At 68.3% G+C, this 13,312-nt stretch carries 14 protein-coding genes; 1 reads left to right on the top strand and 13 read right to left on the bottom strand.

The genetic code is table 11. The annotated features are described in order from the left end of the window. Nucleotides 1-27: 27 nt before the first annotated feature. The 11 genes from ACX12F_RS12605 to ruvC form a co-directional block, all read right to left on the bottom strand. Entirely contained in the window at nt 28-2,370 is a 2,343-nt protein-coding gene (locus tag ACX12F_RS12605) for a RelA/SpoT family protein (RefSeq protein ID WP_459369869.1), read from the bottom strand. Nucleotides 2,371-2,411: 41 nt separating this feature from the next. Then, nucleotides 2,412-2,936 carry an adenine phosphoribosyltransferase gene (locus tag ACX12F_RS12600; protein WP_459369868.1) on the bottom strand — a complete coding sequence of 175 codons (525 nt, stop codon included), beginning with the start codon at nt 2,934-2,936 and terminating at the stop codon, nt 2,412-2,414. Beyond that, entirely contained in the window at nt 2,933-4,579 is a 1,647-nt protein-coding gene (locus ACX12F_RS12595) for an ABC transporter substrate-binding protein (protein WP_459369867.1), read from the bottom strand. Before ACX12F_RS12595 ends, ACX12F_RS12600 begins: the two co-directional genes overlap by 4 nt. Nucleotides 4,580-4,585: 6 nt before the next feature. Continuing rightward, entirely contained in the window at nt 4,586-5,845 is a 1,260-nt protein-coding gene (secF, locus tag ACX12F_RS12590) for a protein translocase subunit SecF (protein ID WP_459369866.1), read from the bottom strand. Between the two features lie 7 nt (nt 5,846-5,852). Next, the gene (gene secD, locus ACX12F_RS12585; protein WP_459369865.1) at nt 5,853-7,790 is read right to left on the bottom strand and encodes a protein translocase subunit SecD; all 1,938 of its coding nucleotides are present in this window, start codon (nt 7,788-7,790) and stop codon (nt 5,853-5,855) included. Between the two features lie 65 nt (nt 7,791-7,855). Beyond that, nucleotides 7,856-8,188: a preprotein translocase subunit YajC gene (gene yajC, locus ACX12F_RS12580; RefSeq protein WP_459369864.1), complete on the bottom strand. Its 333-nt coding sequence runs from the start codon at nt 8,186-8,188 to the stop codon at nt 7,856-7,858. 137 nt (nt 8,189-8,325) lie between these two features. Next, complete coding sequence (locus ACX12F_RS12575) at nt 8,326-9,120, bottom strand: lytic transglycosylase domain-containing protein (RefSeq protein ID WP_459370331.1); 795 nt, start codon at nt 9,118-9,120, stop codon at nt 8,326-8,328. Nucleotides 9,121-9,161: 41 nt separating this feature from the next. Continuing rightward, nucleotides 9,162-9,548, bottom strand: coding sequence for a DUF1304 domain-containing protein (locus ACX12F_RS12570; RefSeq protein ID WP_459369863.1), 387 nt, complete (start codon nt 9,546-9,548; stop codon nt 9,162-9,164). A gap of 5 nt (nt 9,549-9,553) precedes the next feature. Then, nucleotides 9,554-10,621, bottom strand: a complete 1,068-nt coding sequence (gene ruvB / locus ACX12F_RS12565) for a Holliday junction branch migration DNA helicase RuvB (protein WP_459369862.1) — start codon at nt 10,619-10,621, stop codon at nt 9,554-9,556. Further along, nucleotides 10,618-11,205, bottom strand: a complete 588-nt coding sequence (gene ruvA, locus ACX12F_RS12560; RefSeq protein WP_459369861.1) for a Holliday junction branch migration protein RuvA — start codon at nt 11,203-11,205, stop codon at nt 10,618-10,620. The genes ruvB and ruvA overlap by 4 nt, the downstream gene beginning before the upstream one ends. Then, the gene (gene ruvC / locus ACX12F_RS12555; protein WP_029105302.1) at nt 11,202-11,759 is read right to left on the bottom strand and encodes a crossover junction endodeoxyribonuclease RuvC; all 558 of its coding nucleotides are present in this window, start codon (nt 11,757-11,759) and stop codon (nt 11,202-11,204) included. Before ruvC ends, ruvA begins: the two co-directional genes overlap by 4 nt. Before the next feature lie 113 nt (nt 11,760-11,872). On the opposite strand from ruvC, the gene ACX12F_RS12550 reads away from it, so the two are divergent. After that, nucleotides 11,873-12,523 (top strand): NAD(P)H-binding protein, encoded by a 651-nt coding sequence (locus tag ACX12F_RS12550; protein ID WP_459369860.1) that lies wholly within the window; start codon nt 11,873-11,875, stop codon nt 12,521-12,523. Nucleotides 12,524-12,529: 6 nt separating this feature from the next. Here the strand turns inward: ACX12F_RS12550 and ACX12F_RS12545 are convergent, their stop codons facing one another. Both ACX12F_RS12545 and ACX12F_RS12540 read right to left on the bottom strand, forming a co-directional pair. Next, a complete protein-coding gene (locus tag ACX12F_RS12545) occupies nt 12,530-12,862 on the bottom strand; it encodes a rhodanese-like domain-containing protein (protein WP_459369859.1) in 333 nt (110 codons plus the stop codon). Continuing rightward, the gene (locus ACX12F_RS12540; protein ID WP_459369858.1) at nt 12,859-13,305 is read right to left on the bottom strand and encodes a hypothetical protein; all 447 of its coding nucleotides are present in this window, start codon (nt 13,303-13,305) and stop codon (nt 12,859-12,861) included. Before ACX12F_RS12540 ends, ACX12F_RS12545 begins: the two co-directional genes overlap by 4 nt. Nucleotides 13,306-13,312 lie beyond the last annotated feature (7 nt).

The following is a 13,312-nucleotide window of genomic DNA, read 5'->3' as shown; positions in this document are numbered from 1 at the left end:
ATCACGAGCAGCGGCAGAAAACCAGGGTCAGGCGGCGGACGTCACGCGGTAGACGTCGTACACGCCCTCGACATTGCGCACCACGTTCAGCACGTGTCCGAGGTGCTTCGGGTCGCCCATTTCAAAAGTGAAGCGGCTGATCGCAACTCGATCGTTGGACGTGGTGACCGACGCCGAGAGGATGTTCACCTTCTCGTCGGCGAGCACGCGGGTGACATCAGATAGCAGCCGGTGCCTGTCCAGCGCCTCGACCTGGATGGCCACCAGGAACACCGACGACGGCGACGGCGCCCACTTCACGTCGATGATGCGCTCGGCCTGCTGCTGCAGCGACGCGGCGTTGGTGCAGTCGGTGCGGTGCACGCTGACACCACCGCCACGGGTGACGAAGCCCATGATGTTGTCGCCGGGCACCGGCGTGCAGCACTTGGCCAGCTTGCACAGCACCCCGGGTGCACCCGGAACCGCCACGCCCACATCGTCGTTCGTGCGGCGCCGCACCGGCATGGTGGCCGGCGTCGACCGTTCGGCGATCTCGTCGGCGGCTTCGTCGTCACCACCGAGCGTGGCCACCAACCGCTGCACCACGTGCCGCGCGGAAACGTGCCCCTCACCGACGGCGGTGTACAAGGCCGAGACGTCGGCGTAGCGCAGCTCGCGCGCCAGCGCGGCCATGAGCTCGGCGTTCATCAACCGCTGCAATGGCATTCCGCCGCGGCGCACCTCACGGGCGATGGCGTCCTTGCCGGTCTCCAGCGCCTCTTCGCGGCGCTCCTTGGCGAACCACTGCCGGATCTTGGCCTTCGCGCGCGGCGACACCACGAACGTCTGCCAATCGCGCGAGGGGCCGGCGTTCTGCGCCTTGGAGGTGAAAACCTCGACCACTTCGCCGTTTTCGAGCTTGCGCTCAAGTGCCACCAGTCGCCCGTTGACCCGGGCGCCGATGCAACGGTGCCCGACCTCGGTGTGCACCGCGTAGGCGAAGTCGACGGGCGTGGAACCGGCCGGCAGCGTGATCACGTCGCCCTTCGGCGTGAACACGAAAATCTCCTGGACGGCGAGGTCGTAGCGCAGCGACTCCAGGAACTCGCCCGGGTCGGCGGCTTCCCGCTGCCAGTCGAGCAGTTGGCGCATCCACGCCATGTCGTCGATCTCGGTGGCATGACCGCCCGCCGGTAAACCGTTGCGGCCCTTGGCTTCCTTGTAACGCCAGTGCGCCGCGATGCCGTACTCCGCGGTGCGGTGCATGTCGATGGTGCGAATCTGCACCTCCAGCGGCTTGCCCTCGGGGCCGACGACCGTGGTGTGCAACGACTGGTACACGCCGAACCGCGGCTGCGCGATGTAGTCCTTGAACCGACCGGCCATCGGCTGCCACAGCGAGTGCACGACGCCGACCGCGGCGTAGCAGTCCCGGATCTCGTCGCACAGGATGCGCACGCCCACCAGGTCGTGGATGTCGTCGAAGTCGCGGCCTTTGACGATCATCTTCTGGTAGATGGACCAGTAGTGCTTGGGCCGGCCCTCGACCGTCGCGTTGATCTTCATGGCGAGCAGCGAGCTCGCGATCTCGGCGCGCACCTTGGCCAGATAGGTGTCGCGCGACGGCGCCCGGTCGGCGACGAGCCGCACAATCTCCTCGTACCGCTTGGGGTGAAGGATCGCGAACGACAGGTCCTCGAGCTCCCATTTGACGGTGGCCATACCGAGCCGATGCGCAAGCGGCGCAATGACTTCCAGCGTCTCGCGGGCCTTGCGGGCCTGCTTCTCCGGCGGCAGGAACCGCATGGTGCGCATGTTGTGCAGCCGGTCGGCGACCTTGATCACCAGCACGCGGGGGTCGCGCGCCATGGCGATGATCATCTTGCGGATGGTCTCGGCCTCGGCGGCCGAGCCGAGAACAACCTTGTCGAGTTTGGTGACGCCGTCGACCAAGTGGCCGACCTCGGTGCCGAATTCGGCGGTGAGCGCCTCCAGGGTGTATCCGGTGTCCTCGACGGTGTCGTGCAGCAGCGCGGCGACGAGCGTCGTGGTGTCCATGCCGAGTTCGGCCAGGATGTTGGCGACGGCCAGCGGGTGGGTGATGTACGGGTCGCCGGACTTGCGCAGCTGCGGCGCGTGCCGCTCCTCGGCAATCTCGTAGGCGCGCTGCAGGATCGCCAGGTCGGCCTTCGGGTAGTACTCCCGGTGGACGGCGACCAGCGGCTCGAGGACCGGGTTGACCAGGCTGCGCTGCGCCGTCATCCGGCGCGCAAGCCGGGCACGGACCCGGCGGGACGCGCTGACGGTGCTCTTGGTCGTTTCCAGCGACGCCCCCGGCGGCGGCTCTGGCGGCGCCGACTGGACCTGCGTCACCTTGTCGTCAGCCAACGCCGCGCACCTCCTTCACCTGGTTTGTCGAGGATAGCCCCTCAGACCACGTACAGGCTGGTGACCGGCAGCGGTTCCAACACCGCGCGTCCGCCCAGGCCGTTCAGCTCCAGCACGACCGCGGCCGCGGTCACCGTCGCACCTGCCGCTTGCAGCAGCCGCACCGTCGCAGCAACCGTGCCACCGGTAGCCAGCACGTCGTCTATGACGACAACGCGCCGGCCGGTCAGATCGATCCCGTCAGCGGGAATCTCCAGCGTTGCGGTGCCGTACTCCAGTGCATAGGTCTGGCTGTGCACCGGCGGCGGCAACTTGCCGCCCTTGCGCACCGCGAGGACACCAGTACTCAGCCGCGTCGCAACCGCGGCGCCCAACAGAAACCCGCGGGCATCAATGCCGGCGACCAGGTCCACACCGTCGGCGATCTCGGCGAGTGCGGCCGTCACGGCCGCCAGTCCGCGGCCGTCGGCCAGGAGCGGCGTCAGGTCCTTGAACTGGATGCCGGGCTCCGGGAAATCCGGCACCTCACGGACGAGTTCGGCGAAAAGAGCATTCAGATCGTTCACTTGCTTCCCCAACGGTCCATGTTCCAGCCGGCACCCCACCGCGTGGGATTGGCGCGCACCAATGTCATGTCTTTCGATACCAGCAGCGTCCGCTGCTCGCGGTACAGCGGCAGGGTCGGCACATCACCCCAGAGCACCGTCGCACCCTCACCGAGCAGGCGCGCCTGCTCCTTGGGGTCGGTGGTCACCGCGAGCGCTGCGATGACGCCGTCGACGCGGTCATTGGCGTAGCCCGAGAGATTGTTGCCGTTGCCGCCGCGCAGGTCGTAGGAATCCGCCACCGACGAACCACTGGACCCGCTGCCCGCCGCTCCCCCGCCGCCGGACAGGAGCACGTCGATGTCGTTGGCGCGCAGGCTTTGTATACCCACCGTCGGCGAGGCCACCTCCTGCACGGTGATACCCGCAGCGGCACACGACTTCGTGATCGCGGCGACCACCGAGGCCAGTCGGGCATCCGGGCCGCGATAACCCAGGCGCACGGTCAGCGGCTGGCCGCCCGCCGCAGCCCGTGCCCCGTCGACGTCAGCGGCGGCGAATTGTCCGCTCGCATCAACATTTTCGGCCACGGACAGGGAATCGTCCGAAGCCGTGTTCAGCCGGGCGTTGCTGACGTAAACGCCGACCGCGGCGGCGATGGCGTCCCGCGGCGTACACAGTGCGACGGCGCGCCGCATACCGGGATCAGCCAGCGCCCCTTGGGCCGCGAAGATCAACTGCTGAATGTCATCCGACGCGCTCTCGCTGCGCACGTAACTCGTCGGCACATCGTCCTTGCCGACCACGCCGGCCGCGATATCGACGATCTCGGCCTTGCCCGACTTGATCCGACTCACCAGGTCCGCACCCCGCGGGGTCACCGTGATCTTGCCGATCACCGGCTTGGCGCCCCACCATTTGTCGTTGGCCACCAACGTGATCGAGCCGTCTTTGGCGACGGACGCCAGCTTGTAGGGGCCGGCCGACGGAAACCGCTTGAGGTCCGCGTCGGGTTTCAGGTCCCAGGTGGTGTTCCACGCTGCGGCGATCTTGTCGATGGCCGGTCCGTCGCCGGTCTGCAGCGCCTTCGTCACCCCGCCGTCGCCGAGACCGAGCGAGTCATCCAGCACGTGCGCCGGCAGCAGCGACGTCGCGGCGAACAGTTGCCCGTAGTCCGTGATGTCACGGTCCCGAACAAAAGTGACGCGAGCGCGCTTTTGACCCGGCGTGCAGTCGACGGCGGCCACGTCGACGTACCCGGCGCGGCTGGCCGCGTCGAACGCCGGGAACTGCCCCGACTGCGCGGCCCAGGCCAGCACCATGTCGTCACACGTGACGGGTTTGCCGTCCGAGTACACGGCACTGTCGTTGATCTTGTAGTCGAGCGTCAGCGGAGCACGTCCGACCACCGATACGGTGCCGAAGTCGCGGTCGGCGACCAGCTGCCCGTCGGGCCCCCGGAAGTTGAAACCCGTCTGCACGCGCGAAAAGGCCTGCGGCCCACCCGAAGCCGCGCCGATGACCGACGCGGTGTTGTAGGTGGGCAGTGCGCCGTCGACGATGTAGTCGACGGCGTCGGTCGAACTGCCGCAACCGGACAGAGCGAAACCGGCCACCAACATCACCGCACCGGCCAATGCGGTTCGGCGGAACCGGGCGGGCATGGAGGGCTAGCCCCGGCTGTTTCGCTTACCCGATGGCTTACCGGTGGGCCGCAACGGCTTGGCCCCCGGCGCCGGCTTCTCCGGTGCGTCCACCGCCACTGCACCAACAGCCACTTCCTCGCCACCGGCACTGCCGCGCTCAGTCGACGACTTGCGGCGGTTCAGCACGCGGCGGGTGTGGTTCCTCACCAGGTCGGTGCGCTCACGCATCGACACCAGCAGCGGCGTGGCGAAGAAGATCGACGAGTAGGTACCGACGATGACACCAACCAGCTGAACGAGCGCCAGGTCCTTCAGGGTGCCCACGCCCAGCAGCCACACCGCGACCACCATCAGCGAGATGATCGGCAGCGCCGAGATGAGGCTGGTGTTGATGGACCGCATGAAGGTCTGGTTGACGGCCAGGTTCGCCTGCTCGGCGAACGTCCGTCGCGTGGTGTGCTCGAAGCCGTGGGTGTTCTCCTCGACCTTGTCGAACACGATGACCGTGTCGTAGAGCGAGAAGCCCAGGATGGTCAGCAAGCCGATGACGGTGGCCGGGGTGACCTCGAAGCCGACCAGCGAGTACACGCCGGCGGTGCTGATCAGGTCGAAGGCCAGCGAGGCCAGGGCCGCCGCCGCCATGTATCGCTCGTAGCGGATGGTGATGTAGATCGACACGATGACGATGAACACCACGAGCGCGATCAGCGCCTTCTTGGTGATCTGATCACCCCAGGTGGACGAGACCGCCGAGTCGCTGATCACGTCCTTCGAGGCCTTGCCGTCCTCGCCCTTGGGCTGGAATGCGTCGAACAACGCGTTACGCACCTTGTCGGTGTCCGCCGTCGACAGCGTCGCCGTGCGGATCTGCAGGGTGGCCGAGACGCCGTTACCGACGCGCACCACCGACTCCGGCGCATGGCCGAGCGTCTTGCTGAAGACGTCTTCGACCGCCTGCGGAGTGGCGGTGGTGGAGACGCCGGCCACCGGCATCGCGATCTTGGTGCCGCCCTCGAAGTCGATACCGAAGTTGAAGCCCCGGATGACGATGCTGGCGATCATGATCAGCATGATCGCGCCGCTGATCGCGTACCACATGCGACGCTTGCCGATCACCTCGAAAGCGCCGGTACCGGTGTAGAGCCGGACGAAGAAGCCGTGCTGCGGCAGCGTGCCGGACTGCTCGGCGGCCGTCGTGTCCTCGATCACGTTCGCCGAGTCCTCTTCGGCCGCAGCCGATTCGGTCAGCTCCACATCGGTGCCGTCTGCTGAATGCTTCGACATATCGGTGTTACCCCCGTCCCGTCAGGCTGGCCGCTCGCCGTTCCCGGGCGATCTGCTGTACGGCGCCGAGGCCGTTGTACGCAGGCTTGGCCATCCGCGCCGACTTGGACGCCAGGAAGACCAGCGGCCACGTCACCAGGAACACCACCACGATGTCGAGGATCGTGGTCAGGCCCAGCGTGAACGCGAAGCCCTTGACCTGGCCGACGGCCAGGATGTACAGCACCAGCGCGGCCAGGAAGGTGACCGCGTTGCCCGACACGATGGTCTTGCGGGCGCGGGCCCAACCGCGCGGCACCGCGGAGCGGAAGCTGCGGCCCTCGCGGATCTCGTCCTTGATGCGTTCGAAGAACACGACGAACGAGTCGGCGGTCGTGCCGATACCGATGATCAGACCCGCGATACCGGCCAAGTCCAGCGTGTAGTTGATGTACCTACCCAGGAGCACCAGGATCGCGAACACCATGGCGCCCGAGGCGACCAGCGACAGCGCGGTGAGCAGACCGAGGACCCGGTAGTAGGCCAGCGAGTAGAGCAGCACCAGGCCGAGGCCGATGAGACCCGCCCAGAGGCCGGCGCGCAGCGACGTCAGGCCCAGCGTGGCCGACACCGTCTCGGCTTCGGACGACTCGAACGACAGCGGCAGCGAGCCGTACTTCAGTACATTGGCCAGGTCTTTGGCCGTCGAGGCGTTGAAGTGGCCGGTGATCTGCGTACGTCCGCCCGGGATCGCCTCCTGGATGGCCGGCGCGCTGACCACCTGAGAGTCGAGCACGAAGGCCGTCTGCGTGCCGATGTTGGCGGCGGTGAAGGTGGCCCAGACGTCGGCGGCCTTTTCTTTGAACGTGACGTCGACGACGTACTCGCCCTGCTGCTGGTTCAGACCTGACGAGGCGTCCTTGATCTCGTCACCGCTGATGATCGACTTGTCCAGCAGGTAGACCTCTTTGTGGTCCTTGGAGCAGGTCACGAGCGGCAGGTTCGGGTCGTCGTTGCCGGCCAGCACATCCTGCTGGTCGCAGCGGGTGGCCTGGAACTGCAGCGCCAGCAGCTGAATCTGCGGCTGGGTGCTCTGGCGCAGGGCCTTCTCGTCGGCGATGCGCTGGGCCAGTTCGGCCTTGGGGCCGTGCGGCGCGGGCGCGCCCGGGGCGGGGGCACCAGGAGCCGGGGCACCGGGGGCGCCCGGGGCGGGCGCGGCGGGAGCGCCGGGCTCAGGTGCAGCCGGGGCGGCGGGTTCAGGTGAAGCCGGAGCTCCGGGCTCAGGCGCGCCCGGAGCGGCAGGTGCCGGCGGCGCCGGCGTGGCCGAGGTCTCGGACGGTGCCGGGGTCGGCTCCTGCGGGAACGGACGCGGCTGCGGAGCCGGCGCGGGCGCCGGAGCGGTGGTGGCCGGATGCGCTGGCATGCCCGGCGTCGGCGGAGTGATCGGGGCCTCGGGCTCGGCCGGGGCGATCAGCGGCGGCATTCCCGGCATTCCGGGCACGCCGGGCATCCCCCCGGGTGCGCCGGGCATTCCGCCAGGAGCCGGAGCTGCGGGTGCCGCGGGCTTCGCGGACTGCGCGCCCTGTGCCGGGATGACGTGCACGACGGGCCGGATGTACAGCCGGGCCGTCTGGCCCAGGTTGCGGGCCTCGCTGCCATCCTGACCGGGCACGGTGATGATCAGGTTCGAACCGTCGATAACGACCTCAGAACCCGAAACACCGAGGCCGTTCACACGAGCGCCGATGATTTCCTGGGCCTGGATCAGCGCCTCGCGGGTCGGCGTCGAGCCGTCAGGGGTACGTGCAGTCAGGGTGACCCGGGTACCGCCCTGCAGGTCGATGCCCAGCTTGGGCTTGGCCTGCTTGTCGCCGGTGAGAAACACCAGGAGGTAGGCACCGACGAGCAGCGCCAGAAACAACGACAAATAGCGGTATGGGTGCACCGGCGCCGAAGACGATGCCACGGTTCTAGGGTCTCCTTGAGATCGGTACGTCAGCCCCGCAAAGGGTACGTGTTGGTGCGGGAATGTCAGCCTTCGGTCTTCGGCGCGCCTTCTTCTGAGGGCGCCACAGTCAGGTCGTCAGCAGTCTCGACCTCATCCTCGGTGGCCTCGACGCGGTCGCGCACGGCCAGCTTCATCCAGGTGGTGACGACGCCGGGAGCGATCTCGAGATCGACGTTGTCGTCATCGATCCGGGTGATGGTGGCCTGCAGACCCGACGTGGTGTGCACCCGGTCGCCAACCTTCAGCGAGTTGTGCAGGTCGATGGTGGCCTGCATCTGCTTCCGCTGACGCCGCGACGCGAAGAACATGAACGCACCCATGACCAGCAGCAGCGGCAGGAAGACAACCAAATCCATGACAGCGAAAATCTTTCGTTCTGTTGAGTCTGTGAACTCCGCAAGCGAGCCGGACCAGCCGATCGACGTCCCGCGGTACTGACCAGTGTGCCATCACGGGCGTCAGCGGCCGCAACCGGCGCGAGCGCCGACGGGCACTACTGCGGTTGCGAGGCCAGGTAGTCAGCTGCCGGGATCGGGCTGGGCGCCGAGTATCCGACCGGCAGGACGAGATCCCCGACCGTGGTCCGGTAGTAGACCTGCCATTGGTGGTAGCCCGCGAACGCCGCGGGATCAGCGGCCAGCACCGCCGCGTAATCGTCGACCGCGCGGACGTACGCGCCGGAATGGTTGTAGTGGTGCAGGGCGCCGTCCCGGTCGACGGCGAAACCGTTGGCAGCCAGGTAGTGGCCGGCCGCGAGGATGGCATCGCGCGGCGCGCGGACGTCACCGCTGCCGTATGCGGCGAACGTCGACGGCAGGAACTGCATGGGGCCCTGCGCGCCGGCCGTACTGTCGCCGTTGATCCGACCGAACCGCGACTCGACGAGGTTGATCGCCGCGAGATACGTCCAGTCGACCCCGGACGCCGCCTGCGCCTCGCGGTAGTAGCCGAGAAGTTCGTCGGCGGGCGCCGGCGGCTGGATGGTCCACGGTGGGACGGTGTCGCGCGGCGGCGTCATCCCGAACAGTTGACGACCGGCGTCGACGTTGCGCTCATACGCCGCGGCCAGGGCGGGCGGGATGTGCGATGCGATGACCCCGTCCCATTCGGGGTGCCGGGCGATGTCGCGGTACGCCGCCTGCTGCCGGTGCGCCGCCGAGATCAACGCCGGTTCGGGCGTCCCCGGGTCGCGCACCGCCTGTTCGTCGGCGACCAGGCCGTCGGCGATCAGCGCCGGGTCAGGCCCTGGGTCCGCGCTCGACCGCGCGGTGCCGGTGAGCGCCAGCACGGTGGCGACGACGGCGACGATGGCGGCCGCCCACCGACGGATCACCTCACTGTCACGATCACCAGCAGCACGACCGCTATCGCCGGGAAGAGGCCCTGTGAGATCGCCGCGCGCGCCTTGTCCGGGGACGACAGCAGCAACACCAGCGCCGCGGCCAGCATGGAACCGACCCCGGCAAAGATCAGCGCCAGACCGATTCCGCAGTGCCCCATGGCAATTGCGGCGATACCGATGGCGGTGACGACAGCCAGGAACAGGTTGTAGAAACCCTGATTGAAGGCCATCTCCTTGGTGTCCACCGCCTGTTGCTCGGTGAGGCCGAAGGTGGCCCTGGTACGCGGTGAGGTCCAGGTGAGGGACTCCATCACGAAGATGTACACGTGCAACAGTGCGGCCAGGCCGGCAACGATCAACCCTGCAGTCAGCATGGGCACTATTCAAACAGTCCGGCTTGCCCAAGTCCGTTTATCGGCGGTTGTAGGCCCAGATGCGTCCACGCCTGCGGGGTGGCCACGCGGCCCCGCGGGGTCCGGGCGATCATGCCGGCGCGCACGAGGAACGGCTCGCACACCTCCTCGACGGTGGTGGCCTCCTCCCCGACCGCGACCGCCAGCGTCGAGACGCCGACCGGACCGCCCCCGAAACTCTTGGTCAGCGCGGTCAATACCGCCCGGTCCAGACGATCCAGGCCGAGCTCGTCGACGTCGTAGACCGCGAGTGCGGCCTTGGCCACGTCCCGGGTGATGACGCCGTCGGCGCGGACCTCGGCGTAGTCGCGAACGCGCCGCAGCAACCGGTTGGCGATACGCGGCGTGCCGCGGGACCGCCGGGCCACTTCCGCGCCGGCCGCGGCGCCCAACTCGATACCGAGGATGCCGGCCGAGCGGGCCAGCACCCGTTCCAACTCGGGCGGCTCGTAGAAGTCCATGTGGGCGGTGAAACCGAACCGGTCGCGCAGCGGGCCGGTCAGCGCGCCCGAGCGGGTCGTCGCACCGACCAGGGTGAACGGCGCGACCTCCAGCGGAATCGACGTCGCGCCGGGTCCCTTGCCGACGACAACGTCGACCCGGAAGTCCTCCATGGCCAGGTACAGCATCTCCTCGGCGGGGCGGGCGATACGGTGGATTTCGTCGATGAACAGGACGTCGCCCTCGACCAGATTGCTGAGCATGGCGGCCAGATCGCCGGCGCGTTCCAGCGCAGGACCCGACGTGACGCGCAGTGACGAACTCAGTTCGGCGGCGATGATCATGGCCAGCGAGGTCTTGCCGAGACCGGGCGGCCCGGACAGCAGGATGTGGTCGGGTGTGCCGCCGCGGTTCTTGGCGCCCTCGAGCACCAGTTGCAGCTGTTCACGCACCCTGGGCTGGCCGATGAACTCACGCAGCGACTTGGGCCGCAGGCTGGCGTCGACGTCGCCCTCACCGACGGTGAGCGCGGGTGATACTTCCCGGTCCTGCGGCTCGTCAGGCCCGGCGCCCTCGTCTTCGAAGCGGCTCACTTCTTACCCAACATCGACAGGGCGGACCGCAGCGCGGTGGCGGTGTTGGCGTCCGGATCGTTGGCGAGCACCTTGTCGGTGGCCTCCTCGGCCTGCTTGGCCGGAAAACCGAGTCCGATGAGGGCTTCCACAACCGGTCCCCGAATCGAATGCCCTCCCGTGACGCCGACGCCCGCTCCCGCCGTCGCACCGATCTTGTCGCGCAACTCCAGCACCATGCGCTCAGCGCCCCGCTTGCCGATGCCCGGCACCCGGGTCAGGGCGGTCACGTCGCCGTCGGCCAAGGCCTGTCGCAACGTCGGAGCGTCGTAGACCGCGAGGGTCGCCAGCGCAATCTTGGGACCGACACCGGACACCCCGAGAAGGGTGCTGAACAGGTCGCGGGCGTCGGAGTCGGCGAAGCCGTACAGCGTCTGGGAGTCCTCGCGCACGATCATCGCGGTGATCAGTCGCGACTCGGCGCCACGGCGCAGCGTGGACAGCGTCGCCGGGGTGGCCATGATCTTGTAGCCGACGCCGGCGGCCTCGATCACCGCGTGATCGAGCGCGATGTCGATGACCTCGCCACGGACCGATGCGATCATGCGCGTGCCGCCTTCACCTTTGCCGCGTACTGCTTCTTGAACTCCGCCGCCTTGGCCTCCGCCGCGGCCATCCGAGCGATCATGGGCGCCCGCCAGCAGTGACAGATGGCCAGGGCCAACGCGTCGGCGGCGTCGGCCGGAGTCGGTTTCTGTTGCAAACCAAGGATTTTGGTGACCATGGTGGTGACCTGGGCCTTGTCCGCCCGACCGTTTCCGGTGACCGCGGCCTTCACCTCACTGGGCGTGTGGAAATGGACGTCGATCCCCCGACGCGCCGCCGCCAGGGCGATGACGCCGCCCGCCTGCGCCGTCCCCATGGCGGTGTTGGCGTTCTGGTTGGCGAACACCCGCTCGATGGCGATGACGTCGGGCCGGTGGGTGTCCATCCAGTGCTCGACGGTGTCGCTGATGGTCAGCAACCGCCGCTGCAGCTCGACGTCCGACGGGGTACGCACCACGTCCACATCGAGCGCGGTGACCTTGCGCCCCGTGCCACCCTCGATCATCGAGAGGCCACAGCGCGTCAGACCAGGGTCGACGCCCATCACCCGCACGCCCACTCCTCACTACGGTCCCGAACAGCTGTTCGATAGCTTAGCGGGCGGTGGCGACAGTTCCGGCGAGGGACACGCCTCAGATGCGGGCGGGCACGTGACACAGTGGACGCATGCGGGTCGTCATCGCGGGCGGACACGGGAAAATCGCCCTACTGCTGGAACAACTGCTTGCCCGTCGCGGCGACACGGTAGCCGGGCTGATCCGCAATCCAGCCCATGCCCCCGACGTGGAGGCGGCCGGCGCGACGGCGATCGTGCTCGATCTCGAGCGGGCGTCGGTGGCCGACGTCGCCGCGCAACTCGAGGGCGCCGACGCGGTGGTGTTCGCGGCCGGAGCCGGTCCGGGCAGCGGGGCCGAACGCAAGCAGACAGTGGATCGGGACGCGGCGATCCTGCTGGCCGATGCCGCTGAAGCCGCCGGGGTCGCGCGCTACGTCATGGTGTCGGCGATCTCGGCCGACGACCGCAGCCTGGATGCTGGTTACGACCCGGTGTTCCTGGCGTACATCCGGGCCAAGGCCGAGGCCGACGCCGACGTGCGGGGCCGTAGCGGACTGGCGACGACGATCGTCCGACCAGGACGACTCACCGACGAGGCCGGCACTGGCCTGGTGCACATCGCGGAAAACACGGGCCGCGGCAGCATTCCGCGCGCGGATGTCGCGGCTGTTCTCCTGGCCGTACTGGATGCGCCGGAAACCGCCGGGCGGACGTTCGAACTGATCTCCGGGAACGCCCCGATCACCGCGGCGCTCGGCTGAGCGGGTTCATCGCGCGACGAGCGAACCCCCGGCAGCCCGCCACTGAATGAGCCCGCCGGTCATGTTCACCACCTCGAAACCGTTCTCCACCAACAGATTTGCCGCGCCGACGGACCGGATACCCCCGGTACAGAAGGTGATGAGCAAGCGGTCGTCGGGAAGTTCGAGGCAGCCCTCGGGCAATGCTTCCAGCGGCAGGTGCACCGCACTCGGAATGTGCACCCGATGCCATTCGAAAGCGCGGCGCACGTCGACGACGAGTGCGCCCTCTTCGACGAGCCGCAGCGCCTCGGCCGCCGTGACGGCCGGTGGCCGCCGCAGGTAGTGGCGGATGCTCACGCGTACCTCGATCCCGGGTGCACGACCATCAGCACCGCGACGACGACCCAGAGCAGGTTGAAGACGCCCGTCACCATGCCGAGGGCCCGCAGTTCGGCGACACCGCCGGGTGTGGCGAGCGCCTGCGCCTGACGTGGCGCGATCTGCACGACGAGCAGAATGCCGGCGACGGCCGTGAGCGCGATCGCCGCGATGATCCACACTTCGGACATCCGCCGCTGAACTCCGGCGAGGGCGAGGCCGACGATGGGAACCACGAGCGCCAGCACGCCGTAGACGCGGGTGATCCGATGTAGCAGCCGGGCGATGCCTGCACTGCGTTCGGTATCCGCGGACGCGCCTACGACTGGCGCGTATCGGGGAAACAGGCTGGTGGCCACGGCAATCGGCCCGACGAAGAGGATGCCCGCTACGACATGAACGGACAACAGCAGTGCTTGCATAACCTTC

The sequence above is a fragment of the Mycolicibacterium sp. HS_4_1 genome, assembly GCF_054515875.1.
This window is presented reverse-complemented; position numbering and strand designations above follow the sequence as displayed.